The sequence below is a fragment of the Pontibacillus yanchengensis genome, from assembly GCF_009856295.1.
Lineage (GTDB): Bacteria > Bacillota > Bacilli > Bacillales > BH030062 > Pontibacillus > Pontibacillus yanchengensis_A.
The window spans coordinates 102,970-127,699 of the sequence record NZ_WMEU01000006.1; the positions used below are offsets into that span (position 1 = coordinate 102,970).

The 24,730-nt window shown below is 38.4% G+C and carries 27 protein-coding genes; 19 read left to right on the forward strand and 8 right to left on the reverse strand.

Features of this window, described 5'->3' with window-relative positions:
• Positions 1–2 precede the first annotated feature (2 nt).
• Positions 3–671 carry a type 1 glutamine amidotransferase domain-containing protein gene (locus GLW08_RS16865; protein WP_160849822.1) on the reverse strand — a complete coding sequence of 223 codons (669 nt, stop codon included), beginning with the start codon at positions 669–671 and terminating at the stop codon, positions 3–5.
• 515 nt (positions 672–1,186) lie between these two features.
• Between GLW08_RS16865 and GLW08_RS16870 the strand changes: the two genes are divergently transcribed.
• Complete coding sequence (locus GLW08_RS16870; protein WP_160849823.1) at positions 1,187–1,750, forward strand: NUDIX hydrolase; 564 nt, start codon at positions 1,187–1,189, stop codon at positions 1,748–1,750.
• 146 nt (positions 1,751–1,896) lie between these two features.
• On the opposite strand, the gene GLW08_RS16875 is transcribed toward GLW08_RS16870, so the two are convergent.
• The 3 genes from GLW08_RS16875 to GLW08_RS16885 form a co-directional block, all read right to left on the reverse strand.
• Entirely contained in the window at positions 1,897–2,457 is a 561-nt protein-coding gene (locus GLW08_RS16875) for a DUF7010 family protein (RefSeq protein WP_160849824.1), read from the reverse strand.
• Positions 2,458–2,774: 317 nt separating this feature from the next.
• Complete coding sequence (locus tag GLW08_RS16880; RefSeq protein ID WP_202406216.1) at positions 2,775–3,194, reverse strand: universal stress protein; 420 nt, start codon at positions 3,192–3,194, stop codon at positions 2,775–2,777.
• A gap of 135 nt (positions 3,195–3,329) precedes the next feature.
• Entirely contained in the window at positions 3,330–4,073 is a 744-nt protein-coding gene (locus GLW08_RS16885; protein ID WP_160849825.1) for a glycerophosphodiester phosphodiesterase, read from the reverse strand.
• Positions 4,074–4,287: 214 nt separating this feature from the next.
• On the opposite strand from GLW08_RS16885, the gene GLW08_RS16890 reads away from it, so the two are divergent.
• Entirely contained in the window at positions 4,288–5,907 is a 1,620-nt protein-coding gene (locus tag GLW08_RS16890; RefSeq protein WP_160849826.1) for a M20/M25/M40 family metallo-hydrolase, read from the forward strand.
• 107 nt (positions 5,908–6,014) lie between these two features.
• On the opposite strand, the gene GLW08_RS16895 is transcribed toward GLW08_RS16890, so the two are convergent.
• The gene (locus GLW08_RS16895) at positions 6,015–7,553 is read right to left on the reverse strand and encodes an AbgT family transporter (protein ID WP_160849827.1); all 1,539 of its coding nucleotides are present in this window, start codon (positions 7,551–7,553) and stop codon (positions 6,015–6,017) included.
• Positions 7,554–7,852: 299 nt separating this feature from the next.
• Here GLW08_RS16895 and GLW08_RS16900 point away from each other — a divergent pair, with 299 nt between their 5' ends.
• The 4 genes from GLW08_RS16900 to GLW08_RS16915 all read left to right on the forward strand — a co-directional run bounded on the left by GLW08_RS16900 (position 7,853) and on the right by GLW08_RS16915 (position 11,715).
• Positions 7,853–8,815 carry an MBL fold metallo-hydrolase gene (locus GLW08_RS16900; RefSeq protein WP_160849828.1) on the forward strand — a complete coding sequence of 321 codons (963 nt, stop codon included), beginning with the start codon at positions 7,853–7,855 and terminating at the stop codon, positions 8,813–8,815.
• Between the two features lie 18 nt (positions 8,816–8,833).
• A complete protein-coding gene (locus tag GLW08_RS16905; RefSeq protein WP_160849829.1) occupies positions 8,834–9,616 on the forward strand; it encodes an SDR family NAD(P)-dependent oxidoreductase in 783 nt (260 codons plus the stop codon).
• A 331-nt stretch (positions 9,617–9,947) separates the two neighbouring features.
• A complete protein-coding gene (locus GLW08_RS16910) occupies positions 9,948–11,222 on the forward strand; it encodes a DNA polymerase thumb domain-containing protein (RefSeq protein ID WP_160849830.1) in 1,275 nt (424 codons plus the stop codon).
• A gap of 73 nt (positions 11,223–11,295) precedes the next feature.
• Positions 11,296–11,715 carry a VOC family protein gene (locus GLW08_RS16915; RefSeq protein WP_160849831.1) on the forward strand — a complete coding sequence of 140 codons (420 nt, stop codon included), beginning with the start codon at positions 11,296–11,298 and terminating at the stop codon, positions 11,713–11,715.
• A 128-nt stretch (positions 11,716–11,843) separates the two neighbouring features.
• Here the strand turns inward: GLW08_RS16915 and GLW08_RS16920 are convergent, their stop codons facing one another.
• Entirely contained in the window at positions 11,844–12,092 is a 249-nt protein-coding gene (locus GLW08_RS16920) for an HPr family phosphocarrier protein (protein WP_160849832.1), read from the reverse strand.
• Between the two features lie 211 nt (positions 12,093–12,303).
• Here GLW08_RS16920 and GLW08_RS16925 point away from each other — a divergent pair, with 211 nt between their 5' ends.
• From GLW08_RS16925 to GLW08_RS16935, 3 genes are read left to right on the forward strand one after another with little or no spacing between them, the layout of a single operon-like run.
• The gene (locus GLW08_RS16925) at positions 12,304–12,651 is read left to right on the forward strand and encodes an iron-sulfur cluster biosynthesis family protein (RefSeq protein ID WP_160849833.1); all 348 of its coding nucleotides are present in this window, start codon (positions 12,304–12,306) and stop codon (positions 12,649–12,651) included.
• Positions 12,626–12,877, forward strand: a complete 252-nt coding sequence (locus GLW08_RS16930; protein WP_423808608.1) for a YqkE family protein — start codon at positions 12,626–12,628, stop codon at positions 12,875–12,877. Before GLW08_RS16925 ends, GLW08_RS16930 begins: the two co-directional genes overlap by 26 nt.
• Positions 12,874–13,395, forward strand: coding sequence for a GrpB family protein (locus GLW08_RS16935; RefSeq protein WP_160849835.1), 522 nt, complete (start codon positions 12,874–12,876; stop codon positions 13,393–13,395). Before GLW08_RS16930 ends, GLW08_RS16935 begins: the two co-directional genes overlap by 4 nt.
• Before the next feature lie 170 nt (positions 13,396–13,565).
• Here the strand turns inward: GLW08_RS16935 and GLW08_RS22170 are convergent, their stop codons facing one another.
• Positions 13,566–13,679: a putative holin-like toxin gene (locus GLW08_RS22170; RefSeq protein ID WP_337193957.1), complete on the reverse strand. Its 114-nt coding sequence runs from the start codon at positions 13,677–13,679 to the stop codon at positions 13,566–13,568.
• A gap of 226 nt (positions 13,680–13,905) precedes the next feature.
• On the opposite strand from GLW08_RS22170, the gene GLW08_RS16940 reads away from it, so the two are divergent.
• Complete coding sequence (locus GLW08_RS16940) at positions 13,906–15,360, forward strand: aldehyde dehydrogenase family protein (protein WP_160849836.1); 1,455 nt, start codon at positions 13,906–13,908, stop codon at positions 15,358–15,360.
• A 150-nt stretch (positions 15,361–15,510) separates the two neighbouring features.
• On the opposite strand, the gene GLW08_RS16945 is transcribed toward GLW08_RS16940, so the two are convergent.
• Positions 15,511–16,431: an aldo/keto reductase gene (locus tag GLW08_RS16945; protein ID WP_160849837.1), complete on the reverse strand. Its 921-nt coding sequence runs from the start codon at positions 16,429–16,431 to the stop codon at positions 15,511–15,513.
• 147 nt (positions 16,432–16,578) lie between these two features.
• On the opposite strand from GLW08_RS16945, the gene GLW08_RS16950 reads away from it, so the two are divergent.
• The 9 genes from GLW08_RS16950 (at position 16,579) to GLW08_RS16990 (ending at position 24,640) form a co-directional block, all read left to right on the forward strand.
• Positions 16,579–17,127, forward strand: coding sequence for an NUDIX domain-containing protein (locus tag GLW08_RS16950; protein ID WP_160849838.1), 549 nt, complete (start codon positions 16,579–16,581; stop codon positions 17,125–17,127).
• A 1-nt stretch (position 17,128) separates the two neighbouring features.
• On the forward strand, positions 17,129–18,295 hold the full coding sequence (locus GLW08_RS16955; RefSeq protein ID WP_160849839.1) for an endonuclease Q family protein: 1,167 nt from the start codon (positions 17,129–17,131) through the stop codon (positions 18,293–18,295).
• 92 nt (positions 18,296–18,387) lie between these two features.
• On the forward strand, positions 18,388–19,026 hold the full coding sequence (gene spoIIM / locus GLW08_RS16960; RefSeq protein ID WP_160849840.1) for a stage II sporulation protein M: 639 nt from the start codon (positions 18,388–18,390) through the stop codon (positions 19,024–19,026).
• Positions 19,027–19,144: 118 nt separating this feature from the next.
• On the forward strand, positions 19,145–19,600 hold the full coding sequence (locus GLW08_RS16965) for a Fur family transcriptional regulator (protein WP_160849841.1): 456 nt from the start codon (positions 19,145–19,147) through the stop codon (positions 19,598–19,600).
• Positions 19,601–20,084: 484 nt separating this feature from the next.
• On the forward strand, positions 20,085–20,303 hold the full coding sequence (locus tag GLW08_RS16970) for a YqzK family protein (protein WP_160849842.1): 219 nt from the start codon (positions 20,085–20,087) through the stop codon (positions 20,301–20,303).
• A gap of 6 nt (positions 20,304–20,309) precedes the next feature.
• Positions 20,310–21,197 (forward strand): site-specific tyrosine recombinase XerD, encoded by an 888-nt coding sequence (gene xerD / locus GLW08_RS16975; protein ID WP_160849843.1) that lies wholly within the window; start codon positions 20,310–20,312, stop codon positions 21,195–21,197.
• Positions 21,198–21,286: 89 nt separating this feature from the next.
• Positions 21,287–22,462 carry a phosphopentomutase gene (gene deoB / locus GLW08_RS16980; RefSeq protein ID WP_160849844.1) on the forward strand — a complete coding sequence of 392 codons (1,176 nt, stop codon included), beginning with the start codon at positions 21,287–21,289 and terminating at the stop codon, positions 22,460–22,462.
• Between the two features lie 14 nt (positions 22,463–22,476).
• Positions 22,477–23,292, forward strand: coding sequence for a purine-nucleoside phosphorylase (locus GLW08_RS16985; RefSeq protein WP_160849845.1), 816 nt, complete (start codon positions 22,477–22,479; stop codon positions 23,290–23,292).
• 40 nt (positions 23,293–23,332) lie between these two features.
• Positions 23,333–24,640: a pyrimidine-nucleoside phosphorylase gene (locus GLW08_RS16990; protein ID WP_160849846.1), complete on the forward strand. Its 1,308-nt coding sequence runs from the start codon at positions 23,333–23,335 to the stop codon at positions 24,638–24,640.
• Positions 24,641–24,730 lie beyond the last annotated feature (90 nt).

Genomic DNA, 24,730 nt, shown 5'->3' on the forward strand with positions numbered 1-24,730 from the left:
GTTTATTCTTTTAATGCTTGTACTACTTTCTCAGCAGTACTTCCACTAGACATAGGGTTTTGACCAGTTACGAGCTTACCATCACGAACAGAGAAATCACTCCAGCTATCCGCTTTAACAAAATCAGCGCCTTTTTCGCGAAGTTTACTTTCAAGTAGGAATGGCATATAGGCATCTAAGCCCATGCCGCGTTCTTCTTCATCTGTGAAGGCATTTACTTTCTTACCTTTCACGATTGGTGTTCCGTCAGAATAAGTAGCATTCACCAGACCTGCTGGACCGTGGCAAACGGAACCTATTACTTTATCTTGATCTGCGTATTTTTGTAATGCGTATTGGAGAGCCTCACTATCAGGGAAGTCGAACATTGTTCCATGTCCTCCTGGTAGAAAAATGGCGTCATAATCTTCATCTACAATACCTTTAGTCAGAGCTTCAGTGTTTTCTAACTCATTACGGGCTTCTTTCCAATTTGGTGTTTCTTCTTCAGGAATACTATTAGGATCTAATTCTACTTTGCCGCCTGAAATGCTAGTAGTACGAACCTCATACCCTTGTTCTTTGAATGTGTTATAAGGGGCAGCAAATTCTTCAAGCCAAAGCCCTGTTTTATGGTCTTCTGAAATGCTTGTGTGATTTGTTACAACCATTAATACTCGTTTTGTTGACATACGATAGATCCTCCTTAAATAAGATAATGAAGTTACTTTGATCATTGAATCAAAGTAATAAGAATTATAAACCTTATTTCTCGAGTAGGAGAAGTTAAATGCTCATAGAATATGTTCTTTTATGATTGTTCATAAACAATCCTTTTATAGTAATATAATTGTTAAAATATGATAGAATTTCTTAAAATATGGGTAATAGATTAGTAGGATACATCGTACTAACAAAGATTTACATAAGCAATAGGGTGGTGAGATAAATGAAATTTATAAACATAATGTTATGGATATCAGGCATAACGCTACTAACCGTTACCATTGGTATGATTGGTTTAATTATCTGGGTGAACGTAGGGTGAAGGGAAATGGTTTTGGAACAAATGTAATAAAAGATTGTACACAAAACATCCAAACATATTGGTTTATTATTGATTACTATTCTACCTAGGATTAGAGTAATGGATATAGGGATGTACTCAGGAGTGATGTTTAAATATTTAGCAAAAGGAAGGTGCAAAATGAATTTATCTCAAGCGCTAATAAAATATGAGCCTTATAATGAACAAGAAGAAAAGGATAAAAAAATAATGCTGCAATGTCTGGAGCAGTATGATGATCTCTATACAAGAGATAATGAGCTTGTTCATATAACTAGCTCTGGCTTTGTTGTAAATCGAGCTAGGGACAAGTCTTTGATGGTCCACCATAATATTTATAACTCATGGTCTTGGACAGGCGGCCACGCTGATGGTGATAAAGATTTACTATATGTGGCAAAAAAAGAAGTCATGGAAGAAACAGGACTAAAAGATATTGAAGTTGTTAGTGAAGAGTTTGTCTCAATAGATATGCTACCTGTATTAGGACATAGGAAAAATGGCACGTATGTAGCTCCGCATTTGCATATGTCAATCGCTTATATAGTAGAAGCTAGGGAGGATGAAGAAGTAGTCGTTAAGCCAGATGAAAATAGCGATGTTCAATGGATTCCTTTTGATGAAGTTACAACCTTTTCTAGCGAAGAGCATATGAATTATTTGTATAATAAAATTATGTCTAAAATCAAGAAGTATAATATATAACCCTACATAGGTAGTATAAATAACAAAATAAGAACATAAAACGTGCCATTGATTTGTTAAACGGTATGTTTATATAGGCATTAAAAAGAACTTCCTATTTGTGGAAGTTCTTTTTTGTCATAGTGTTTAATCAAACTATCGCTCGGTTAATGGGGACTAGATATATTTGAATGTTTATTCCTATAATCTATATAGAGCCATAAAATTAATAAGCTTAAAAGAACCGCCATAGTCAATGGTTCTAACCACAAATTTCTCTCTTTTACATACATAGCCAAAACCATCATGACAATACAAATGATAGGAGACATTACATAATAGGGTATAGCATTATAATACCAGCCGTAAGGGAAAAAGTGAGCACCTGTTATAATAGCAAATAACATGATTGCTTCACCTGGACTTTTTATGATACCCCAAATAAGTATAGGAAAATAGATAATCTGGGCAATATTTAAAATAACCCCTATATTCCCCAAAGGGTTATTTTTAAGTTTCCAATCTGCCTTAATGAATGTGGAAATAACAACTGACAATGGAAACATTAGACCAGTTGAATATAGCATGTATATATTTTTTTGGTTGATTTCGATGGTTTGAGCAAATATTGCGGTAATGATTAACCAAATGATAACAGCCGATTGTAAAAAACCTATTCCATTTTTCCCTCTAATGGATAGCTCATTTCTTATCTTGTTAACTTCCAAAAAAACACTCCTTTCATTATTTATCGTAATTATAAATAAACGAAGTGCATATAATGTCAAGTTGCGTTAACCGTAGGATCTTAGGTACTCTATATCCAATATTCTCAGTTGAAGCTTTATGTAAGCCTGGCCAAGGTTACCAAGGTGTGCTGAGCTTTACTAAATTATATTGTGATTTTAAAAAATAAATACACTATTTCCGCTCGGTGTTTTAAATATCCCTATTGGGCAGGGATACCTTCAAAAATGATCGAGCAAAATAAGGATATATAAAAGGGAATCCTATCAAAACAGGATTCCCTTTCAAAATATCCTTATTATTTAATAACTAAGACAGGGCAATGGGAATGCTGTACTACATTATGACTTACGCTACCTAGGAATAACTCTTTAACATTGCCTAGTCCTCGACTTCCAATGATAATTAATTCTATGTCATGTTGTTCTGCATACTTACAAATTTCAGCTCCGGCATTTCCGACTAAGACTTCTGTTGTAATGTTTTCTGATAAATCGTGAAATTCACCGCTTTCCACTTTTTTGAGCTCGAGTTCAGATTCCTTTATAAGGTCCTCCTCAATACTCTTGTAAACTGCCTTATTCGTAAATGGTCCTGTAGGGTTGATAATAGTGATTACATGCACATCTGCGTGGAATTCTTCTGCTTTCTTTCTTGCCTCTTGTAATGCTTGTTTACTCAATTCGGAGCCATCATAAGCAACTAGAATTCTTTGCATTATTTATTCCACCTTTCTAGTAGCAAAGTTTTACTTCCCTACTAATATTCTAACATAAATCGCATCAATATTCGTAGAATTCAGACAATAGATATGACAGTTATGTGAAGGCTGGTTAACTTTTGGATTACTACTCTAACGGTGCTTATGTCGGTAAAGCTCTTGATATTCAATTGCTGAATGGGGAACATCTGTAAAAATACCATCGCATTTGAATTTATAGCAACGCATGATTCTAGATGGGCGATTAACTGTATAGATCCGTAATGAAAGGTCGCGGTCTTGGCAATCCTCAACTAGCTTTTTAGTGAGCAGGGAGTACTTTGCGTGAAGTGCACTAGCTCCCACTTTTTTTACGTAAGATAAAGCATTTCTAGTGCGCTGGGACAATAATAATGCTGTTTCAACTTCATCCGTTAATTTTCCGAAACGCTTCACACTATGTGGGTTAAAGCTAGAGATAATGACTCGGGATTGTAAGTTGAACGCTTTAATGTACTCATAAACGATTGATTCAATATTTTTGTAGTCAATAATGTTATTTTTTAGTTCAATGTTTATATAGATTGATTGATCTTGTGCCCATGTTAAGAACTCCTCTAATGATAGGAGAGAAGTGCCATGGTATTTAGGGGAAAACCAGGATCCGGCATCTAAAGTTTTTAATTCATTATATGTAAAATCCTTTACATAGCCTGACCCATTTGTTGTACGGTGTAACGTTTCGTCATGAATAAGGACCGGAATGTTATCTTTTGTTAGTTGTACATCTGTTTCGATTCCTTCTGCACCTACATTGATGGCTAATTGAAAGGCTGGCATCGTATTTTCTGGTGCGAAGTGACTTGCTCCTCGGTGAGCGAATATCGTTGTATTCATATGGGGGCACCTCCAACTTATAAATCCATTTTGATTTTCTGTCATCCAACAATATTTGTCAATTTTGATGCCTCCTAATGTTCATGCAACTTTTCAGCAAAAAGTGACAAGATGTGATAGGATATAAAATATCTGAAAATTTAATCGTGATAAAGAAGTAATGTGACTTCTTTCATCATACCATGAAGTAAGCATGTGAAGTGAGGTGGCTGTGATGAAACAGTGGCAAACAAAAGAAGAACTCGTTGAGCTATTGTGCTCGTTAGTGGAGTACCCAAGCATTACAGGAAGTGAAGCTGAAATAGCACTAGTAGAATACTTGTACCATCAGCTATCAGAACGTACTTATTTTCAATCCAACCCTGAACATCTGAAGTTGCATCCGCTTAAGGATGGAAGAAGATTGTTAACAGGTTTAGTTAAAAAAGGCAATACATCTGACACCATCATATTACTTAGTCACTTTGATGTGGTTGGAGTAGAGGACTTCGGTTCGAAAAAGAATCTATCCTTTCATCCAAAAGCATTAACAGCTGATTATCATCGCTACCGAGATGAACTTCCAGATTCCGTACAAAACGATTTGGAACGTGGAGAATGGCTATTCGGTAGAGGTGTAATGGATATGAAAGCTGGTTTGACATTGCATATGTCCATGCTCGAAAAAGCAATGGATGGAGAGTTTGAAGGAAATATATTACTGCTGACAGTTCCAGACGAAGAAGCAAATTCACTTGGTATGCTAAGTGCATTGCCTGCTCTGCAACAAATTAAGGAACAAGAAAATTTAACATTTCGTGCTTGCTTGAATGGTGAACCGATGTTTAGTCAGTACCCAGGTGATCCTCATAATTATGTGTACTCTGGATCAATCGGAAAAGTGTTACCAGGCTTTTTCTGCTATGGAAAAGAGACGCATGTGGGGGAGCCGTTTGCTGGGTTAAATGCCAATTTAATGGTGAGTTATCTTGCACAGGAACTTGAATTAAATGAAGCATTTATAGAAACGGTAGGCGATGAAACTACCCCGCCACCAGTCAGTCTAATGCAGCGGGACCTAAAAGAGGAATATTCCGTACAAACGCCTCAAACTGCTGTGGCTATGTATAATGTCCTCTATTTAAAACAATCAGTAAAGGAACTGAATGAAAAACTGTTGCAAGCAGCTTATAAGGCTAGTGAACACACAACTGCCCATTATAATTCGAAAGCGAGAGCGTTTCACAAAGAGAAGGCAGGTCTTGAATTTCCAGAGATGAACGTTCGAGTGTTAATGTATGAGGAGTTAGTAGAGGAAGCTGTTTCTCGTTTTGGTCGTCGTGAGGTGGAACGAAGAGAAAACTTATTGATGAATCAACGAGAGAAAGGGGACCGAGAGTTTTCTACTTTATTAGTGCATGAACTAGCATCATTGTGTAAAGATTTAGCTCCGATGATTGTGTTGTTTTATAGTCCTCCATTTTATCCGGCGGTTTCATCGAAACAAGATCCATATATTGAAGAGACATTAAAAAATGTAATGCATTTTACAAAAAAACATTACAAAGTAGAATTGGAGGAAATTGAATTTTTCCCTGGTTTATCTGATCTAAGTTTCATCGGGCCTACGACCTCCCAGACAACATTGGGTACATTAATGGATAATATGCCATTAAAAGGGAAGGGGTATGATCTTACGGAGGGAATGCTTCAAACATTGCAGATGCCAATTTTAAATGTTGGTCCACGCGGGAAGGACCCACACCAATGGACGGAAAGGCTGGAGTTATCCTACAGTTTTGAATACCTCCCACATATATTAACGGATACGATCCATCATTTATTAAAGAAATAATATTGTGCAAAATAACAAACCTGTTTTTGAAAAAATACTTTGTAATTTTTAAACGAAACTTATGTAAAAAAGCTCCAGTCTCTTCTATGAGGGACTGGAGCTTTTCTTTAGTTAGACCACATGTCTTGATTGAATTCTATTCCTGTTCCCGGTCCAATAGGAAGACCGATTGTCACCCAAATGACGAGCATTAGAACCCAGGCGAAAAAGAATGCGATGGAATATGGTAGCATCGTGGAAATTAGGGTACCTATACCAACATTCTTATCATATTTTTGGGCAAATGCTATTACAATCGCAAAGTATGTCATGAGTGGTGAAATAACGTTTGTCGTAGAATCTGCTATACGATAAATTAACGTTGTGAATTCAGGAGAGTAGCCAATTCTCATCATAATTGGAACAAAAACGGGTGCCATGATGGCCCATTTTGCTGTTGCGCTTCCCATAAATAAGTTAATAAGTGCAGCCACAATAATAAATAAAAGAATAACTCGGAAATCTTCCATTCCTGTTGTTTTCAGGAATTCTGCTCCCTTTATGGCTATGATCCGTCCAATATTGGTCTTACTAAAGTATGCAACAAATTGTGCTGCAAAGAAAGAGAGTACAATAAAGGAGCCCATCGTTTCCATTGTCTTCGTCAATTGATTCGCTACATCTTTGTCGCTTGTGATGTTTTTCGTCACCATTCCGTATACTAAACCAGGTACAAAGAAGGCAATGAAGATACTAGGGACAAGGTTAAAGAAGAATGGAGATTGTAAGAATTCATCTCCTCGTAGTGGCCCCCAACTTGGCACAATTAATAAAGATAATAAACTTAGTGTTACAAGTAACGAAAGGAAGGAAAGAATAAGTCCTTTTTTCTCCGTTTTAGAAAGGTAGTTGATTTCTTCCTCTACTTCTCCTTCATACGTTCCTAAACGCGGTTCTACAAAGCGGCTTGTTACCCAAGTTCCAACCGCAGTTAGTAAGAATACAGATGCCACCATAAAGAAATAGTTCATGGTGTACGTGATTTCACTAGCATATGATGCATAAATCGATCCCTCAACAGCTTTTACAGTCAACTCAGCTAATAAAGGATCAAGGGCAGTCAGCGATAAATTGGCACTGAAACCTGCTGAGACACCAGCAAAAGCTGCAGCTAGTCCAGCTAGAGGATGACGACCAAGTCCTGCGTATAACAACGCCCCAAGTGGTACGACAACTACATACCCTGCGTCCGCAGCCATACTAGACATGATACCTGCGAAGACGAGGGAAGCGGTAATGAGGTAATTTGGAACAGATGTTACCATTCCTCGTAGCATTGCACTAATGAGTCCAGAGCGTTCAGCAATCCCTATACCAAGCATCGTTACAAGTACTGTACCTAGAGGTGCGAAGCCTGTGAAGTTGCTGACAAAGCTTTCAAACATGTATTTAATTCCGTCTGCAGACATGAGATTAAAGACTTGAACGGTTTCCTCTTTAATCGGATCCTCCACAGAAACGTTTAACGCTGCCATAAGTCCTGAAGCAAATACGATTAAAACAGCAAATATAGCAAAAATAGTTGCTGGATGAGGAAGCTTATTTCCGACTCGTTCGATGAAGTCTAAGGCTTTCATAATCCAGCCACGTTGATGGGTGTTATCCATGAATTGGCCCTCCTTTTAATAATTTTCAAACATTTTTAATGATTAAAGCACTTCAGCATTATATAAAATTCTATAAACCCACGAAAGGAAATTTCAAAAATCCGGAATACAATGAAAATTAGTAATAGTCTTACTTATGGAACATTTATCAATATGGTTTGGGAATAACGGGGTTAAGGAACGATTTAGAATTCTATAGAGAATCAACTAGTTAAAGCTCACTTTAGTATGACAAAACATCCCAAAAAAGGTACAATAGAAGTAGACTGAATGATCATTCATTATATTGGAGGACGCTTATGATACACACAACAGATACCATCCATCAATTAACGGTTCCTACTCCTTTTGGCGTTGGAGATGTCCATATGTATGTACTAAAAGGGGAGGCGCTGACGCTTGTAGATGCTGGGATTAAAACCGATGAAGCATGGGGAGTTCTTGTAAACGGACTACAACAACTAGGATATACTCCTGAAGATGTAGAACAGGTTATTTTAACACATCACCATCCGGATCATATCGGTTTATTAGATCGATTTTCGAACGTAAGAGGTATCTATGGTCACGAAGATAATAGACGTTGGCTAGAAAGGGATGAAGTTTTTTTAAATCGCTATCATTCATTCTTTTATGACTTATATAGTAAGTTTGGAGTCGGGGAGGAGTATAAATCGTTTTTTAAACATTTACGAGATCCTTTAAAGTATGTTCCATCTGGCACATTGACAGGCACTCTCGTAGAAGGTAATACCCTTCCAGGACATGAGGATTGGGAGGTGCTGGAAACACCTGGGCATGCAGAAAGTCACTTGTCTTTCTATCGCAAACAAGATGGTACGATGATTTCTGGAGATCATCTGCTTTATCATATATCCTCCAATCCACTATTGGAACCTCCGCGCGAGCCCGGAGGAGAACGGCCTAAGCCTTTATTATCTTACCGGAAAACAATGGAGAAATGCTTGCACTATCCTATTAGCGAGGTGCTCCCAGGACACGGTCCCATCTTCACAGGTGTTCATGACATTATCCATACACGATTTGAAAAGCAAGAGCAGCGTGCTGAAAAAGTGTATGATATGCTGGTTGATAAGCCGCTATCTCCATTTGAGGTTTGCCAGAAGTTATTTCCAAAACATATCAAGAAAGAATTTGGATTAACCATGTCAGAAACGGTTGGCCAATTGGATTATTTAGAGGATACTCATCGGGTCCACGTTGAACTTCGTAACGGTGTAGTTTATTATCAAGCAATTTAGTGCATTAGGTGGTCAATGATGAACAATAAACTGAAAAACAAACGAATTGTGATTACTGGAGCTTCGAGTGGAATTGGGGAGCGAATTGCTTGGCATGTTGCTCAAGGGGGGGGCATACCTATATTAATCGCTCGTAGGAAAGAGAAGTTAGAAGAATTGGTAGCAAATCTGCCTGTTCAAGGGTTTTGGTACACGTGTGATCTCGCCGATCCAGAACATATTCGAACTACATTTCACTCCATTTTCCAGGACCATGGTCAGATTGATGTTCTAGTGAACAATGCGGGCTTTGGCGTATTCGAATCGGTTAGTGACACTGACATGAATGCCTTCCATTCCATGTTTGATGTGAATGTATTAGGGTTAATACAATGTGTAAAAGAAGTGCTCCCGCGTATGATGGAACAAAATCACGGCCACATCGTGAATATTGCTTCACTTGCTGGAAAGATGTCGACGCCAAAGAGCGCTGGTTACGCATCCACGAAACATGCTGTTATCGGATTTACAAACGCCCTTCGCTTGGAAATGAGCTCGTACCACATTTTCGTTACGGGCGTCAATTTAGGTCCTGTTCGAACGAGCTTTTTTGATACGGCCGACCCTGGGGGGGAGTATAAAGCATCTGTGGAACGTTATATGCTAGATCCTAATCATGTTGCGAGTAGAATAGTTTCTCACCTTTTCACGTCTAAACGTGAAATCAATATGCCTAGTTGGATGGAAGCTGGTGCAAAGTTATACCAACTTATGCCAGGAGTTATGGAAAAAGTGTTTCGAAGCCAGTTCAGTAAGAAATAACTGTTGTGTGATCAATCAAATCACAAACCTTCTATGTTGAGCTATTGCGTAGCAGGTTTGTGATTTTATTGTTGTCTAGCGTACTATCAGGTGAAGTTCGATTAAAATCGCTACATCACGTAGCAACATCCAACCAACCCACGTCGTGTGGGCCGCAGCATATACGTCGCTAACCGGCGCTGAGCTTTTGTTCTTGTTATTCTAACTGTGTCGAAATTTGGTAACCATCTCCTCTTGATAAAACGAACAAAAGTTCGCATAATAGAAATTATAAAACACGAACAAACATTCGTTTTCGTGAGCGACGTGTTTCGTAAAGGAGGTAACAGAGATGGTAAATCCAACGATTGACTATAGCTCCTTTCCTGATCGGAAAATTTTATGTGTAGATATGAAGAGTTTTTATGCTAGTTGTGCTGCGATTGAGAAAGGACTTGATCCGATTACGAGTCACATTGCGGTCGTTGCGGATCTGAATCGACCAGGAAGTGTAGTGTTAGCGGCATCTCCTGCTTTGAAAAAGGACTTCGGCATTCGTACAGGGAACAGACTGTTTGAAATACCAGAAGATCCGCGGATTCACCTAGTATCTGCGCAGATGCGGATGTATTTAGAAATCTCGACGGAAATAACCAGATTATTTCATCGTTATGTTCCTAAAGAGGCGATCCATACGTACAGTGTGGATGAAAGCTTTCTCGATGTGACTGGTACGGAAAAACTGTGGGGAAGTGCTCAAGAGGTAGCAAATATGATTCGAAAGGAACTGTTTGAGACATTTCATCTACATTGTGCGATTGGAATTGGACCGAATATGCTATTGTCGAAGCTTTGTCTAGATTTAGATGCCAAGAAAAAAGGTGTTGAAGAATGGACCTATAATGATATTAGAAAAAAGCTTTGGCCCGTATCTCCATTAAGTGAAATGTGGGGGATTGGTTCACGTATGGAGAGGCGGCTGAATCGTTTAGGTATTACGACTGTTGGCCAGTTAGCGAACTTCCCACTTGAGCAACTCGAAAAAATTTTTGGGGTAATGGGGAACCAGCTCTATTATCATGCTAATGGTGTGGATTTATCAGAGCTTGGTGCGCCAATTATGCAAGGCCAAATTAGCTTTGGGAAAAGCCAGATCCTCATGCGGGATTATCCAGACCCAAATGAAGTACGGTATGTAATTTTAGAAATGTGTGAGGAAGTATCCAAACGAGCACGAACAAGCGAAAAAGCCGGGCGAACGATTAGTCTTGGATTAGGTTACAGCCAAGATGAAGGAGGGGGGGGATTCCATCGCTCCAAATCCATAGATGTTCCTACAAATATTACGAAAGAAGTTTATGAGGTATGCATGCAGTTGTTCAATGAATTCTACAGCAATCAAACGGTTAGAAAAATTTCCATTACGTTATCAAACATAACAGAAGACGAAGGCATGCAGTTGAGCTTGTTCGAGCCAGAGCGTGATAAGAAACGCGACCTTGGCTACGTAATGGATGAGATTCGTGAGAAATACGGCAGTGATGCTTTGTTGCGTGCCGTTTCCTATACGAAAGCTGGTACGGCTAAGCATCGAAGTAAATTAGTAGGTGGTCATTATGCGGAATGATAGAAGCGTAAACGAAATGGAACCCACTCCATGTATGTTAAACTGATGGCACAAATGAACTAGGAGAGGTTACATGAAAAAAACATTAGATCACATTGGCGTCGCTATTCGAGACATGCAAGCCAATATTGATTTTTACGAGAGTGTGCTAGGTGCCACATTAATTGATCACTATCGAAGTAACGCAAAAGGTGTAGAAAGTGAAATTGCAATTATGGACATAGATGGGGACCGAACAGAATTGTTAGCTCCTACGAATAATACAACCTCACCTATTGCTCGTTTTATCAAGCAAAATGGGAAAGGGGTTCATCATGTGGCGTACCACGTGGGAGATTTGGATGAGGCATTACAGGAGTTGAAGGAAAAAGGGGTTCGAACTCTTCCTGACTCATTACGTACGAACAAACACGGTCGACGCTTAATTTATTTAAATCCAGCTGATACAGATGGCACTATCATTGAATATTGTGATTATCCAGAATCATATTAATCTTAGCCGAGCCCGTACTTCTAAGCAGAAGTTGGGCTTGAGGTACATAGTTAGTTCATTCGTTTATAGAAAAATCCTGACACACATGGTGTATGTCAGGATAGATAGACTATGAGGTTTTAGAAACATTAAGAAACAGAAGTGAATAACCCGGTGTCTACCAACGCTTGACGAATCGCTTCTTCATTATTGCCTTGAACTTCAACGGTAACTTGTTGACCGGGCTGCAAGGATACAGCGAGAACACCGAGTAAGCTTTTTGCATCTACGACCCATTGCTCTTTTTTTACTAAAATCGTATCAGGAAATTCACTCATTTTGTTTACAAAATTACTTGCTGATTCTGCAAAAATAGGTTTTTGTACGTTTAATTCCATAGGAAATCCTCCTTTATTAGTAACTCTAAATTCATTATACTAATAAGCGGTCGAGTTTCCCTGCAAAAAAGTTCATGTTTTTATAATTTTGTTAACAGTGCCTGAAAAAGGCAGACTAGAATTGTGCACTCTATCTGAAACGTTTTCATTGCATAAAACTAGGGCTTTTTTTACAATTTTGAACAGAATGTAAATACATTGAGGTGATAACGTGAAGTTACACATAACAGATGAAGCGAAAAAGCAATTACAACAACTACAACCAGTTAATCATTCTATGCTAAGATTGTACTATGATACAGATGGATGTGGGTGTGGAGTGGATGGAATGCCCATTCTCCATTTTACAGACCAGCAAACAGTCTATGATGAAGAAGTGGAGAACGACAACTATACTGTAATAATAGATGATCAACAAAAGCTGTTTTTTGATGAAAGTATGACGTTAGAATGGAATGGCCAATTGTTTCGGTTGAAAAGTCCAAAAGGTATGCTCAATGCTTCCATTTCTTCTACGGACATTGAAAAAGGAGGTGCCCTTGTTGAGCAAGACGAATAAGAAACAACAAGAACAGGATGGAACGTTAAAAGATTTATTAAATGAAGATATGCTTGAACAGCTCCGTTCGAAGAAATCCAATTTAAAAAAGCAGGAAAAGGATCGACAAGAAGAAGAACAACGTCGTAAAGCAGAAGAACGTAAGCGACGAGAAGCAAATAAGAGCTTTGAAGAATTACTAAATGAAAGTAATTTAGACGATCCAAAGGCTTTTAAAGACAAATGAGAAAAGTGGAAATTGTTCCATATAAATCAGAATGGAAAAAGGAATTTATAAAAGAAAAGAACCTACTGTCTCCTATTTTTTCAACACTCCATAGCCGTATTCACCATATTGGAAGCACCAGTGTACCTGGACTTGCTGCTAAACCCATCATCGATATCCTTATAGAGGTTTTTGATATCAACGAGGTGGACCAACTCAGTTATGGTATGGCTGTGTTAGGTTATGAAGCGAAAGGAGAACACGGTATTCCAAAGAGGCGATTCTTCTTCAAAAATGAAAATGGACGACGAACGCATCATATACATGTGTTTGAACGAGACACGGAGGATGTAATTCGTCACTTGAGTTTTCGCAATTACCTAGTCGCACATCCAGAAAAATCTCAGGAGTACATGGAACTTAAGGAACGACTTGCCGAGGCGTATCCTGAAAATATCGATGCTTATATGGACGGAAAGCACGATTGGGTGCAAGAGCATGAACGAATTGCGATAGAGTGGTCTCAGCGTGAATTGTAATTTTGCTCGCTCGAAATGCATACGATATGGTATAATACATTTACATTAAACAATAAAAAACGACCACAGCTGGCACTGTGGTCGCTCGAGTCCGTGTTCTCTTAAACAGAGGATCGGCCCATCCTAAACAAGATAGACCTCCCCTTAACATTTAAGCGTGTAAGGGAGGTCTATTTTTTGTTGATAAACTCAGAAATCAGCTTTACAACTAAACCAAGCAGACCAACTAAAAAGCTACCAAACGAAAATAAAATAACAAACATTTGGTAAGCGTCCAGAGGCATCACCCCCTTTCACAGGGGATTAGCCGACCACCCTTTACGTCTGAAGAGGAACACGACTCTGCTTCCATTATACTAAAATTGGTACAAAATAGCTTTAGGACCATAGAACGTATCTTCGTATACGCTCAAACCTTTTGAGAGCATACCAATTTGTTTGAAAATCGAAATAACTTGGTAATGTACCAAAATGTAGCTATATTATTTCGGCGAATGGAGGATATAGAATATGACAACTCAAAACTATACAAAACAATATATAAATGGTGAATGGGGGGATGGTTCTAGTACTAAAAAAGTAAAGAACCTTAATCCTTATACAAATGAAGTGTTGCAGGAAATTCCTTCAGCCAATCAAGATGATTTAAATCATGCGTACGAAAGTGCAGCGAATGCCCAACAAGATTGGGCTACATTGGCACCAGCACAAGTGCAACAAAAGTTTGATGCCCTTTTACAAAAAATGAACGAACGAAAAGAAGAAATTATAAGTTGGTTAGTAGCAGAATCAGGAAGTACGAAAATAAAAGCTCAAGTAGAGTTTCAAGCAGCCTTGGCGATTGTTAAAGAATCATCTTCCTTTCCGACGCGCATGCAAGGAGCTATACTACCATCCAATGTGCAAGGGAAGAACAATTATGTAGAACGTGCTCCTAAAGGCGTGATTGGTGTCATTGGACCATGGAACTTCCCTTTCCATTTAGCGCTTCGTTCGATCGCACCAGCGATTGCATCTGGTAATACTGTTGTAGTCAAGCCAGCTTCAGAGACGCCGTTGACATCAGGGTTGTTGATTGCAGAACTCTTTGAACAAGCAGGCTTCCCTAGTGGCGTTATCAACGTTGTAGTGGGGAGAGGATCGGAAATTGGGGATGCGTTTGTAACTCATCCAACACCACAGCTAATCTCGTTTACAGGCTCCACAGAAGTGGGAAGTCATATTGGAGAACTTGCCGGTAAGCATATTAAAGATACGGCTCTTGAGCTTGGTGGAAATAACGCTATGATTGTTTTAGAGGATGCACATATTGATCAAGCAATACAAGCAGCTGCATTTGGTAAGTATCTACATCAAGGACAAATTTGCATGTCATTAAACAGAATTATCGTTCATGAATCCATTTATGATCAATTTGCTGAGGCGTTTGCTGAGAAAGTGAAACAGTTAAAAGCTGGTGATCCATCTGAACAAGATACTGTAATAGGTCCTCTGATTAATCATGATGCAGTAGAACGTATTCAACAAGATGTAGAAGAAAGTGTGAAACAAGGTGCAACAAAACTTGTATCCGGTGAAGTTCATGGCAATCTAATGGAACCTGTGGTATTAGCAGATGTAAGCAATGATATGCCAATTGCTAACAATGAAATTTTTGGTCCCGTAGCTACATTGATTAAAGTAAAAGATGAGCAAGAAGCGATTGAAGTAGCGAATGGGTCTCCTTATGGTCTCAGTGGTTCGATATTCACGACAGATCGCTATCGTGGTATGGAAGTGGCCAGAAAAATCGAAACTGGTATGATTCACATTAATGATCAGCCCGTAAATGATGAAGCACACGTTGCCTTTGGTGGTGAAAAACAATCAGGCATTGGACGTTTTGGAGGGGAATGGGCACTCGATAAATTTACAACAGTAAAATGGATCAGTGTACAATCCGAATACCGTCAATATCCATTTTAAAACTGTCCTAAGAGACCGAGCCATAATATTGTGGCTCGGTTTTTTTGTTTTCTAGCTTATAATGTCTAAAACTTAAAAAAAGTATTTGACATTGTACGCTAGACGATAAAAAAGCCCCTCACTCAACTTGGAGAGGGGCTACATCCTAAATTAACGATGTTTTTGATAGACAATAGGGCGAGTTTTCTCTTGAAGAGTTTTGTAGAGATCTTCAGTTAAAGGTGAAGCTTCTAACATAGAAATATTTTTCTCTAATTGTTCTACAGAGCTAGCACCAAATACAGCAGAAGCTACACCAGGATGCCCTAATACATACTGAAGAGCTAATGCTTGGAGTGTACGATTTTGATCTGTATGTTCTTGTAAGGAATGAACCATATCTTTTACTTCTTCATAGGAGTGCGTCAAATAACCATTTTGAGCTTTTTCTTCAACTTTTTCCATTCCTTTATCACTTAGCATTCCTTTGGCTAAAGGACCACGGGCCAACACGCTGATTTGATTTTGATGTAATAAATCAAGCACTTCTTCTTCAGGGCGTCTGTCAAATAGGCTATATTGCATCATAACGCTAACGATATTTGAACGCTCAACAAATTGTCTAATTACGTTTGGTCGTATAGATGAGATGCCATAATAACGGACAACGCCTTCTTGCACAAGTTCATCGAAAGCTTGGATTGTTTCATCAATTGGGTCATCAATGGTACCACCATGTAGCTGATAAAGGTCGATGTAATCCGTTTGAAGGCGACGAAGGCTTTCCTTTACGCCCTCTTTAATATAGGATTTTGAAGGGTCCCAAAACCAATCTTCCTTTTGGGCGTCAAAATGGTTGCCTACTTTGGTGCCTAGAACAACTTGGTCACGTCGTCCTTTCAGTGCTTTACCTACTATTTCTTCGTTGGTTCCAAAATTATATAAATCAGCTGTATCTAAGTAATTGATACCAGAATCTAATGCTCGATCAATGATTTCTGTTGCTTTTTGTTGTTCCGTTCCTAATGTCATGCATCCTAATCCTATTTCAGATATATATAGGTTTGATGTACCTAATTGGCGTTTATTCACGTTTTTCCGTCCTTTCTTGCATAATAGGTATGTTTCAACTACATTGTATAAGTCTATACCCGCTCACTCAAATCATAACCAATAGAATTGGTTCGAAATATGATACAATAGTGCACAGAATGAAGATTGATTGGAGCTGACGATACAATGAAAAAATTTGAAGAAAAAACATTACATACAACGTCTATCTTTCAAGGAAATATGATTTCACTACAAGTTGATGATGTACAACTTCCTAATGGAAAAACATCGAAACGAGAATTAGTTAAGCATCCAGGAGCAGTAGCAGTACTTCCTATTACAAAAGATGGGAAAATCGTAATGGTAGAGCAATATCGTAAGCCATTAGAGCGAAGTCTTGTAGAAATTCCTGCTGGCAAACTTGAACCTGGAGAGGAACCGAAACAAACAGCACTAAGAGAGTTGGAGGAGGAGACAGGTTATACTACAAGCGACTTGCAATTTGTAACGTCTTTTGCCACATCTCCGGGGTTTGCAGATGAGATTATTCATCTGTATGTAGCTACTGATATCGAATTGGCTGTAAATAAGTTAGATGGGGATGAAGATGAATTTGTCGAATTAATTGAACTTACGTTAAACGAAGCTGAACAATATGAGCAAGAAGAGAGAATTTGGGATGCGAAAACAGCATATGCGATATTATATGTTCGTGCGAAAGGATTACTTGACTAACATGAATACCTTTTATATCGATCTCCATGTTCATATAGGGCGTACCATGTATGGGGATCCGGTCAAAATTACAGCTTCTGACCAACTTACATTAACAAACATTATGAATGAGTGTTCTGAAAACAAAGGAATCGATATGGTAGGCGTTATTGATAGCCATGTTCCAGATGTGCAAGCAGAGATTCAACATTTGCTTGACCAAGGTGAAGCTATTGAGCTTGAAGAAGGTGGTATTCAGTACAAATCAACTACCTTAATCTTAGGTACAGAGATTGAAATCTATGATGAGAACTGCTATGGACCTCTTCATGTTTTATGCTATTTTCCAGCGTTACATCAGATGCAACAGTTTACGGTTTGGTTAAGCAACCATATGAAAAATATTACATTAAGTACGCAACGATTTTATGGGAAAGCAGTAGAATTGCAAAAGAAAGTGAAAGAACTTGAAGGCCTTTTTGTTCCTGCTCATATGTTTACACCATTCAAGAGTTTGTATGGGAAAGGTGTGCAGCAAAGTTTGATCGAAGTACTCGACCCAGCACTGATCGATGGAGTAGAACTGGGCTTAAGTGCAGATACAAACATGGCGGATAAATTATCTGAACTACATGATTACACGTTTTTAACGAACTCAGATGCACACTCCTTACCGAAAATTGCTAGAGAATATCAACAAATTAATGTAGAGAAAGCTACGTTCAAGGAACTCAAAAGAGTGTTGAAAAATCAGGATAACAGAAGAGTTGCTGCTAATTTTGGGATGAATCCTCGATTAGGGAAATATTATCAAACCACTTGTGCCAAATGCTTTCATCCTGTTCTTCAGGAAGGTGTCTGCAAGAAATGTGGTTCAAAAGATTACATAAAAGGAGTATCCGAGCGTATTCATGAACTTCAGGATACAAATACTTTCCCTAGGCATCGTCCGCCATATATCTCACAAGTTCCTCTAGAATTCTTGCCACATTTAGGGCCTAAAACGTTACGAAAACTATTAAATCAGATAGGAACGGAAATGAAGATTATTCACGATGCTACTAGAGAGGAGTTACTAGAGGTTGTTGCACCTCATTTAGCTGATCGAATTCTCGCTAACCGAAGTGGTCAATTGTCCATAAATGCTGGTGGTGGTGGGCGCTACGGAAGCTTGTCAAAAGAAACATGATGAATTCCTACTCTTAAGGGTCTATTTTACTCGAATCCTTCATAGATTTGTATTACTACTAGAAAAAGATACGGTAGAAATGGAGGATTCTTATGCATGTGAAAGGTTCCGTAGCATCGCAACACGTCCGTGAATATGCTAGTATTTATGTTTTTGTCAGTTTACTTTTCATGATTGGAATTATATTTGGAGCGGTAATAGTAAATAGTATGAACTTCATACAAAAGGAAGATTTGTTCTTTTATCTAGATCGTTTTTTTAAACAAATTCCCGGAGAACCTAACATAAGCTCGCAAGATCTACTAAAGAGTAGTTTCTTTTATCATGTAAAGTATTTGTTGTTCATATTTATTTTAGGATTATCCATAATTGGGATGCCTATTATTTGGATTTTATTATTTATGAAAGGCGTCGTTGTAGGTTTTTCTGTAGGTTTTTTAGTCAATCAAATGGGCTGGTATGGCTTACTGACTGCAGCAGCATCCATTGCTCCACAAAACCTGATTATTATACCGGTTTATATTGTGGCTGGAAGTCTGGCAATGATCTTTTCGTTTGGTCTGATTCAAAAGCTGGTTGCTAAGAAAATTCATCAACCAATCTTCCCGCCTTTTATTAGGTATAGTATGTTTTTTTTAATACTGCTCGTTTTTGTAGGTGTAGCAGCACTCATTGAATCATTTATCTCACCGATTGCTTTAAAATCAGTGATCGAAATGATATATAAATGATAAGATAGTATTTATTAAAAAATAATAATTATAAATAATAGATTGTAATCATTTCAATTTGACACTGGTTTCGTCTCTGCTTATAATTAAAGGTGGATATACGAGGGAGGGACCAGATATGGAACAACGTATAGAGAAAATAAAAAAACAGCTCCATTCCCAGAGCTATAAGTTAACACCTCAACGTGAAGCTACCGTTCGAGTGTTACTTGAGCATGAAGAGGATCATTTAAGTGCAGAAGACGTTTACCTCCTCGTAAAAGAAAAAGCTCCGGAAATTGGTCTAGCTACTGTTTATCGTACACTAGAATTATTATCAGAATTGAAAGTGGTCGATAAAATCAATTTCGGTGATGGTGTGTCACGATATGATCTTCGCAAAGAGGGTGCAGAACATTTTCACCATCATTTAGTTTGTGTAGAATGTGGATCTGTCGAAGAAATTGTAGAAGATTTACTTACCGATGTTGAAAGTCAAGTAGAAAAGGATTGGGGCTTTCAAGTAAAGGACCATCGTTTAACGTTCCATGGCGTTTGTAAGAAATGCCAAGTTGAAACTGTAAAATCATCATAAAGTAGACAGAACCTTTTTTCCGGTAGGGAGAAAGGTTTTTTTGTTTTCTAGCTTACTATAGAATGTTGGCTTGTGTATAACTAAATAAGTATAGAGGCAACGGCCAGTTCCAGCGCCCAGCAACGAGTGTTCTGCGTGCAGTAAGTCAACATCGAACAGACTGTAGGTCGCAGCCCATACATCACTAGACGGGTGTCCTGAGCTTTTGTTCATTTTGTTTTATAAAAAGGACTACATAAATACTAGGCTATGAGATAGTCTATTCGGAAAATTTCAAATCCACACAATTCTATTTACAAACAATAAGAAATCGGTTACGTTTATTTTGTATTCTTCCATAATTGCAATTTATACTAGGATAGAATTACATATGTAAAAAAACCTGTTTCAGATTTGTCTAGTTTCCTAGTATATTTTAAGTGAAATCTGGCATATCTTTTAGTAATGATACAAGCTCGTATTGGGTTTAAAAGGAGACATGATGATGACTCGTTTTTTACATTTACTAAAAGATACAGTAAAGATTTTCATCATCTTTACTGGCTGCACTTTGTTGTTTTACTTTGGATTGCGAATGATGAATGAAGAATATGATCAAATTCATCGCTATGATCAACCAGAAGGAAAAGCTGTCAAAGTTTTTCAGTGGGAGGACGAACGATTAATTGATCGTTTATCTATATTTTTTCGGTTAGGGGAGTAAATGTTCATGCAGCATGAACTCAATGACTTTTTTCATTATTTACAGGTAGAGCGAGGGTTATCAGAAAATACCCTTTCATCCTATCGAAGAGATTTACAAAAATATATTGAATTTTTAGGTAATACAAGTCAATTGGAAAACGTCAATCAGATTACTCGTGTGAACATTATGCAATATTTGCATCATCTCAATGACTTGAACCGTTCTTCTGCAACAGTAGCACGAACTCTTTCATCTATTCGGGCATTTCACCAGTTTCTAGTACGTGAACGGTTAGCTGAGAATGATGCTTCGTTACATCTGGAAACACCTAAGAAGGAGAGAAAGCTACCTAAGATTCTTTCTATGAGTGATGTGGATGCTTTATTAAATATTCAAGCAAAAGACCCACTCGCCATTCGTAACAAGGCTATGCTAGAGATTCTATATGCAACAGGTTTGCGTGTAACCGAGCTAGTAACACTAAAAGTTAGTGACTTACACCTTACGATGGGCTTTGTTCGTTGTTTAGGAAAAGGATCGAAAGAAAGAATCATTCCACTTGGCAATATGGCTAAAGAATCGATTGAACTTTATTTAGAGCAAGCAAGGCCATCTTTGCTAAAGCAAAAAAAGGAAGACTACTTATTTGTAAACCATCATGGTAATGCACTGTCAAGACAAGGGTTTTGGAAGATTCTGAAAGCGGTTGCGGAAGAGGTAGGGATCCAAAAAGAAATTACTCCCCATACGCTTAGGCATTCCTTTGCTACGCATTTATTAGAAAATGGAGCAGACCTTAGAGCTGTACAAGAGATGTTAGGTCATGCTGATATCTCCACAACACAAATTTATACACATGTAACAAAAGCAAGGTTAAAAGATATTTATCGCTCGTATCATCCACGGGCGTAATTCTTTTTTATAAGAGGTCTGACCTCTTACAACCTGGTGCATATAGAAAAGCAAACCAGGGAATGTAACATTTATAGGAGGGATGAATCATGGACAATTATAAACGAATTTTTCTAGTTGTAATGGATTCTGTTGGAATTGGTGAAGCACCCGATGCTGAACAATTCAATGACAAAGGAGCGGACACGCTAGGTCATATTGCTGAACATATGGGTGGGCTTAACATGCCAAATATGGGTAAGCTGGGCTTGAGTAATATTCGTCATATCAAAGGTATTGAACCTGCTGATCATCCACTAGCTTATTATACAAAGATGCAGGAAATGTCCAATGGTAAAGATACAATGACAGGACACTGGGAGATTATGGGGTTATATATTGATACGCCATTCAGAACATTTGAAGAGTTCCCTAAAGAATTAATTGATGAGATTGAAGAACGTTCTGGTCAAAAAGTTATTGGGAATAAGCCAGCATCAGGCACTGCCATTATTGATGAGTTAGGTCCTGAGCATATGGAAACAGGCGCACTTATTGTGTACACTTCAGCAGATTCGGTGCTTCAAATCGCAGCGCATGAAGATATCGTACCAATTGATGAGCTCTATGAAATTTGTGAAATGTGCCGTGAAATAACCAAAGATGAAAAGTATATGATTGGACGAGTTATTGCTCGACCGTTTGTTGGTGAACCTGGCAATTTCCAACGTACGTCTAACCGACACGACTATGCGTTAAAGCCATTTGGTCGCACTGTTATGAACGATCTAAAGGATGACAATTATGATGTGATTGCATTAGGTAAGATAGCTGATATCTATGATGGCGAAGGGGTTACAAAGGAAATTCGTACAAAGGACAACATGGATGGGATGGATAAACTAGTAGAATCAATGGATGAGGATTTTACAGGTTTGAACTTTTTAAATCTTGTTGATTTTGATGCGAAATATGGGCATCGTCGTGATCCTCATGGATACGGAGAAGCGCTTGAGTCATACGATCAACGTTTGCCAGAAGTGTTAGAAAAGCTTCAGGATGATGATTTACTGATTATTACGGCCGATCATGGTAATGACCCTATTCACCATGGTACGGATCATACTCGTGAATTGGTTCCTTTACTTGTTTATAACAAGCAAAGAAACGAAGGCAAGGAATTACCTTTACGGACAACATTCGCTGACATTGGTGCAACTGTTGCAGAGAATTTCAATACGAAAATGCCAGAATACGGCACAAGTTTTCTAAAAGATATTAAATAGGGGGAAATGGAATAATGGATGCTACACAAATTAAAGATGCAGCTCAATTTATTCAACAACAAAGTACCAATCAACCATCAATTGGTATGATTTTAGGTTCTGGGTTAGGAGTTCTGGCAGATGAAATTGAAAACCCTGTTACGATTAAATACAGAGATATCCCACACTTCCCGGAATCAACTGTAGCAGGTCACAAAGGACAACTTGTTATAGGTACTCTTGAGGGTAAACAAGTTATTGCAATGCAAGGTCGATTTCACTATTACGAAGGATATAGCATGCAACAAGTGACGTTCCCTGTACGAGTGATGAGAGAGTTAGGTGTGGAGACGTTATTTGTAACTAATGCTGCTGGTGGTATTAATGAAAACTTTAATGCTGGGGATTTAATGATTATTAGTGATCATATAAATAACATGGGTGACAATCCGCTTATCGGACCAAACGACGAAAAATTAGGTGCAAGGTTCCCAGATATGTCCAAGGCATATGATGATCAACTCGCAACTCATGCAAAAGAATGTGCTAATCGTTTAGGAATTACGGTGCAACAGGGGATATATGTAGGAAACACAGGTCCTTCCTATGAGACGGGAGCAGAGGTGCGCATGCTTCGTACTCTTGGTGGCGATGCTGTAGGTATGTCTACAGTACCAGAGGTTATTGTCGCTAATCATGCAGGCATGAACGTACTTGGTATTTCGTGCATCTCAAACATGGCTGCAGGGATTTTAGACCAGCCTTTAACTCATGATGAAGTGATTGAAACGACTCAACAAGTTCGTCAAGACTTCCTGAATTTCGTAAAAGAGACGTTAAAAACTCTATAAAAACTAGCTTCGTTAACTTTCAAATAAGGGTGATGAGAATATGAGAATGTATGATATTATTGCTAAAAAAAGAGACGGCTATACTTTAACGAAGGAGGAAATTGACTTTTTCGTAGAAGGTTACACAAACGGTGATGTTCCGGATTATCAAGCTAGTGCTTTATGTATGGCGATTTTCTTCCAGGATATGAATGACGAAGAACGTGCAAATATTACGACAGCTATGGTGGATAGCGGAGATACGATTGATCTTTCACCTATCGAAGGCATTAAAGTGGATAAGCATTCAACAGGTGGCGTGGGAGATACGACAACACTAATTTTGGGGCCATTGGTTGCTTCTCTTGATGTACCTGTTGCAAAAATGAGTGGTCGAGGATTGGGTCATACTGGTGGAACCATCGATAAGCTAGAAGCGGTGCCTGGATTCCATGTGGAAATCGACAAAAGTCAATTTATCGATTTAGTAAACACAAATAAACTATCCGTTATTGGTCAAACTGGTAACTTAACACCTGCTGACAAGAAATTGTATGGCCTTCGTGACGTAACAGCAACTGTTAACTCTATACCTTTAATTGCAAGTTCCATCATGAGCAAGAAAATTGCAGCTGGTGCGGATGCTATTGTGCTTGATGTAAAAACGGGTGCTGGTGCCTTTATGAAGAGTTTAGAGGACTCAAAAGCATTAGCTGAAGCGATGGTTCGTATTGGGAATCATGTTGGCCGTAACACAATGGCTGTTATTTCTGATATGAATCAGCCACTAGGTCGAGCAATTGGTAATGCTTTAGAGGTTGAAGAGGCGATCGAAACCTTGAAAGGGAATGGTCCAGAGGATTTAACGGAATTATGTTTAACTCTCGGAAGTCAAATGGTAGTACTTGCCGGTAAAGCAGATACGCTTGATGAAGCACGTCAAAAGCTAGAAGAAAACATGAAAAATGGCAAAGCACTTGAGAAATTTGGAACGTTCCTTAAATCTCAAGGTGGTGACGAACGCGTAGTAGAAGATTCTTCTGTTATGCCAAAAGCATCATATCAAATTGAATTAAACGCCAAAAAGTCTGGATATGTTAGTGACATTGTGGCGGATGAAATTGGAACTGCAGCGATGATGCTAGGAGCTGGTCGTGCCACGAAAGAATCAGAAATTGATTTAGCTGTAGGTCTTTACCTGAATAAGAAAGTAGGCGACTACGTAGAAGAAGGCGAATCACTTCTAACCATTTACGCTAACCAAGAAGATGTGGAAGATGTGAAAGAGAAGCTGTATAAGAATATCACAATCTCTGATGAGAAAGTCTCAGCGCCAACTCTTATTCATGATATGGTTACAGGAGAATAACATGTGAGTTAAAAGAGATGCCAAATGGCATCTCTTTTTTTATGACTCTGAAATTTTATGAAGTAATTTTTCTTCTACCTCTTTCTCCGG

Bases quoted from the DNA above. Each gene is read 5' to 3' on its own strand.
- GLW08_RS16865 (WP_160849822.1), bottom strand. From the start codon at position 671: ATGTCAACAAAACGAGTATTAATGGTTGTAACAAATCACACAAGCATT.
- GLW08_RS16870 (WP_160849823.1), top strand. From the start codon at position 1,187: ATGAATTTATCTCAAGCGCTAATAAAATATGAGCCTTATAATGAACAA.
- GLW08_RS16880 (WP_202406216.1), bottom strand. From the start codon at position 3,194: ATGCAAAGAATTCTAGTTGCTTATGATGGCTCCGAATTGAGTAAACAA.
- GLW08_RS16885 (WP_160849825.1), bottom strand. From the start codon at position 4,073: ATGAATACAACGATATTCGCTCACCGAGGAGCAAGTCACTTCGCACCA.
- GLW08_RS16890 (WP_160849826.1), top strand. From the start codon at position 4,288: ATGAAACAGTGGCAAACAAAAGAAGAACTCGTTGAGCTATTGTGCTCG.
- GLW08_RS16895 (WP_160849827.1), bottom strand. From the start codon at position 7,553: ATGGATAACACCCATCAACGTGGCTGGATTATGAAAGCCTTAGACTTC.
- GLW08_RS16900 (WP_160849828.1), top strand. From the start codon at position 7,853: ATGATACACACAACAGATACCATCCATCAATTAACGGTTCCTACTCCT.
- GLW08_RS16905 (WP_160849829.1), top strand. From the start codon at position 8,834: ATGAACAATAAACTGAAAAACAAACGAATTGTGATTACTGGAGCTTCG.
- GLW08_RS16910 (WP_160849830.1), top strand. From the start codon at position 9,948: ATGGTAAATCCAACGATTGACTATAGCTCCTTTCCTGATCGGAAAATT.
- GLW08_RS16915 (WP_160849831.1), top strand. From the start codon at position 11,296: ATGAAAAAAACATTAGATCACATTGGCGTCGCTATTCGAGACATGCAA.
- GLW08_RS16920 (WP_160849832.1), bottom strand. From the start codon at position 12,092: ATGGAATTAAACGTACAAAAACCTATTTTTGCAGAATCAGCAAGTAAT.
- GLW08_RS16935 (WP_160849835.1), top strand. From the start codon at position 12,874: ATGAGAAAAGTGGAAATTGTTCCATATAAATCAGAATGGAAAAAGGAA.
- GLW08_RS22170 (WP_337193957.1), bottom strand. From the start codon at position 13,679: ATGCCTCTGGACGCTTACCAAATGTTTGTTATTTTATTTTCGTTTGGT.
- GLW08_RS16940 (WP_160849836.1), top strand. From the start codon at position 13,906: ATGACAACTCAAAACTATACAAAACAATATATAAATGGTGAATGGGGG.
- GLW08_RS16950 (WP_160849838.1), top strand. From the start codon at position 16,579: ATGAAAAAATTTGAAGAAAAAACATTACATACAACGTCTATCTTTCAA.
- GLW08_RS16955 (WP_160849839.1), top strand. From the start codon at position 17,129: ATGAATACCTTTTATATCGATCTCCATGTTCATATAGGGCGTACCATG.
- spoIIM (WP_160849840.1), top strand. From the start codon at position 18,388: ATGCATGTGAAAGGTTCCGTAGCATCGCAACACGTCCGTGAATATGCT.
- GLW08_RS16965 (WP_160849841.1), top strand. From the start codon at position 19,145: ATGGAACAACGTATAGAGAAAATAAAAAAACAGCTCCATTCCCAGAGC.
- GLW08_RS16970 (WP_160849842.1), top strand. From the start codon at position 20,085: ATGACTCGTTTTTTACATTTACTAAAAGATACAGTAAAGATTTTCATC.
- xerD (WP_160849843.1), top strand. From the start codon at position 20,310: ATGCAGCATGAACTCAATGACTTTTTTCATTATTTACAGGTAGAGCGA.
- deoB (WP_160849844.1), top strand. From the start codon at position 21,287: ATGGACAATTATAAACGAATTTTTCTAGTTGTAATGGATTCTGTTGGA.
- GLW08_RS16985 (WP_160849845.1), top strand. From the start codon at position 22,477: ATGGATGCTACACAAATTAAAGATGCAGCTCAATTTATTCAACAACAA.
- GLW08_RS16990 (WP_160849846.1), top strand. From the start codon at position 23,333: ATGAGAATGTATGATATTATTGCTAAAAAAAGAGACGGCTATACTTTA.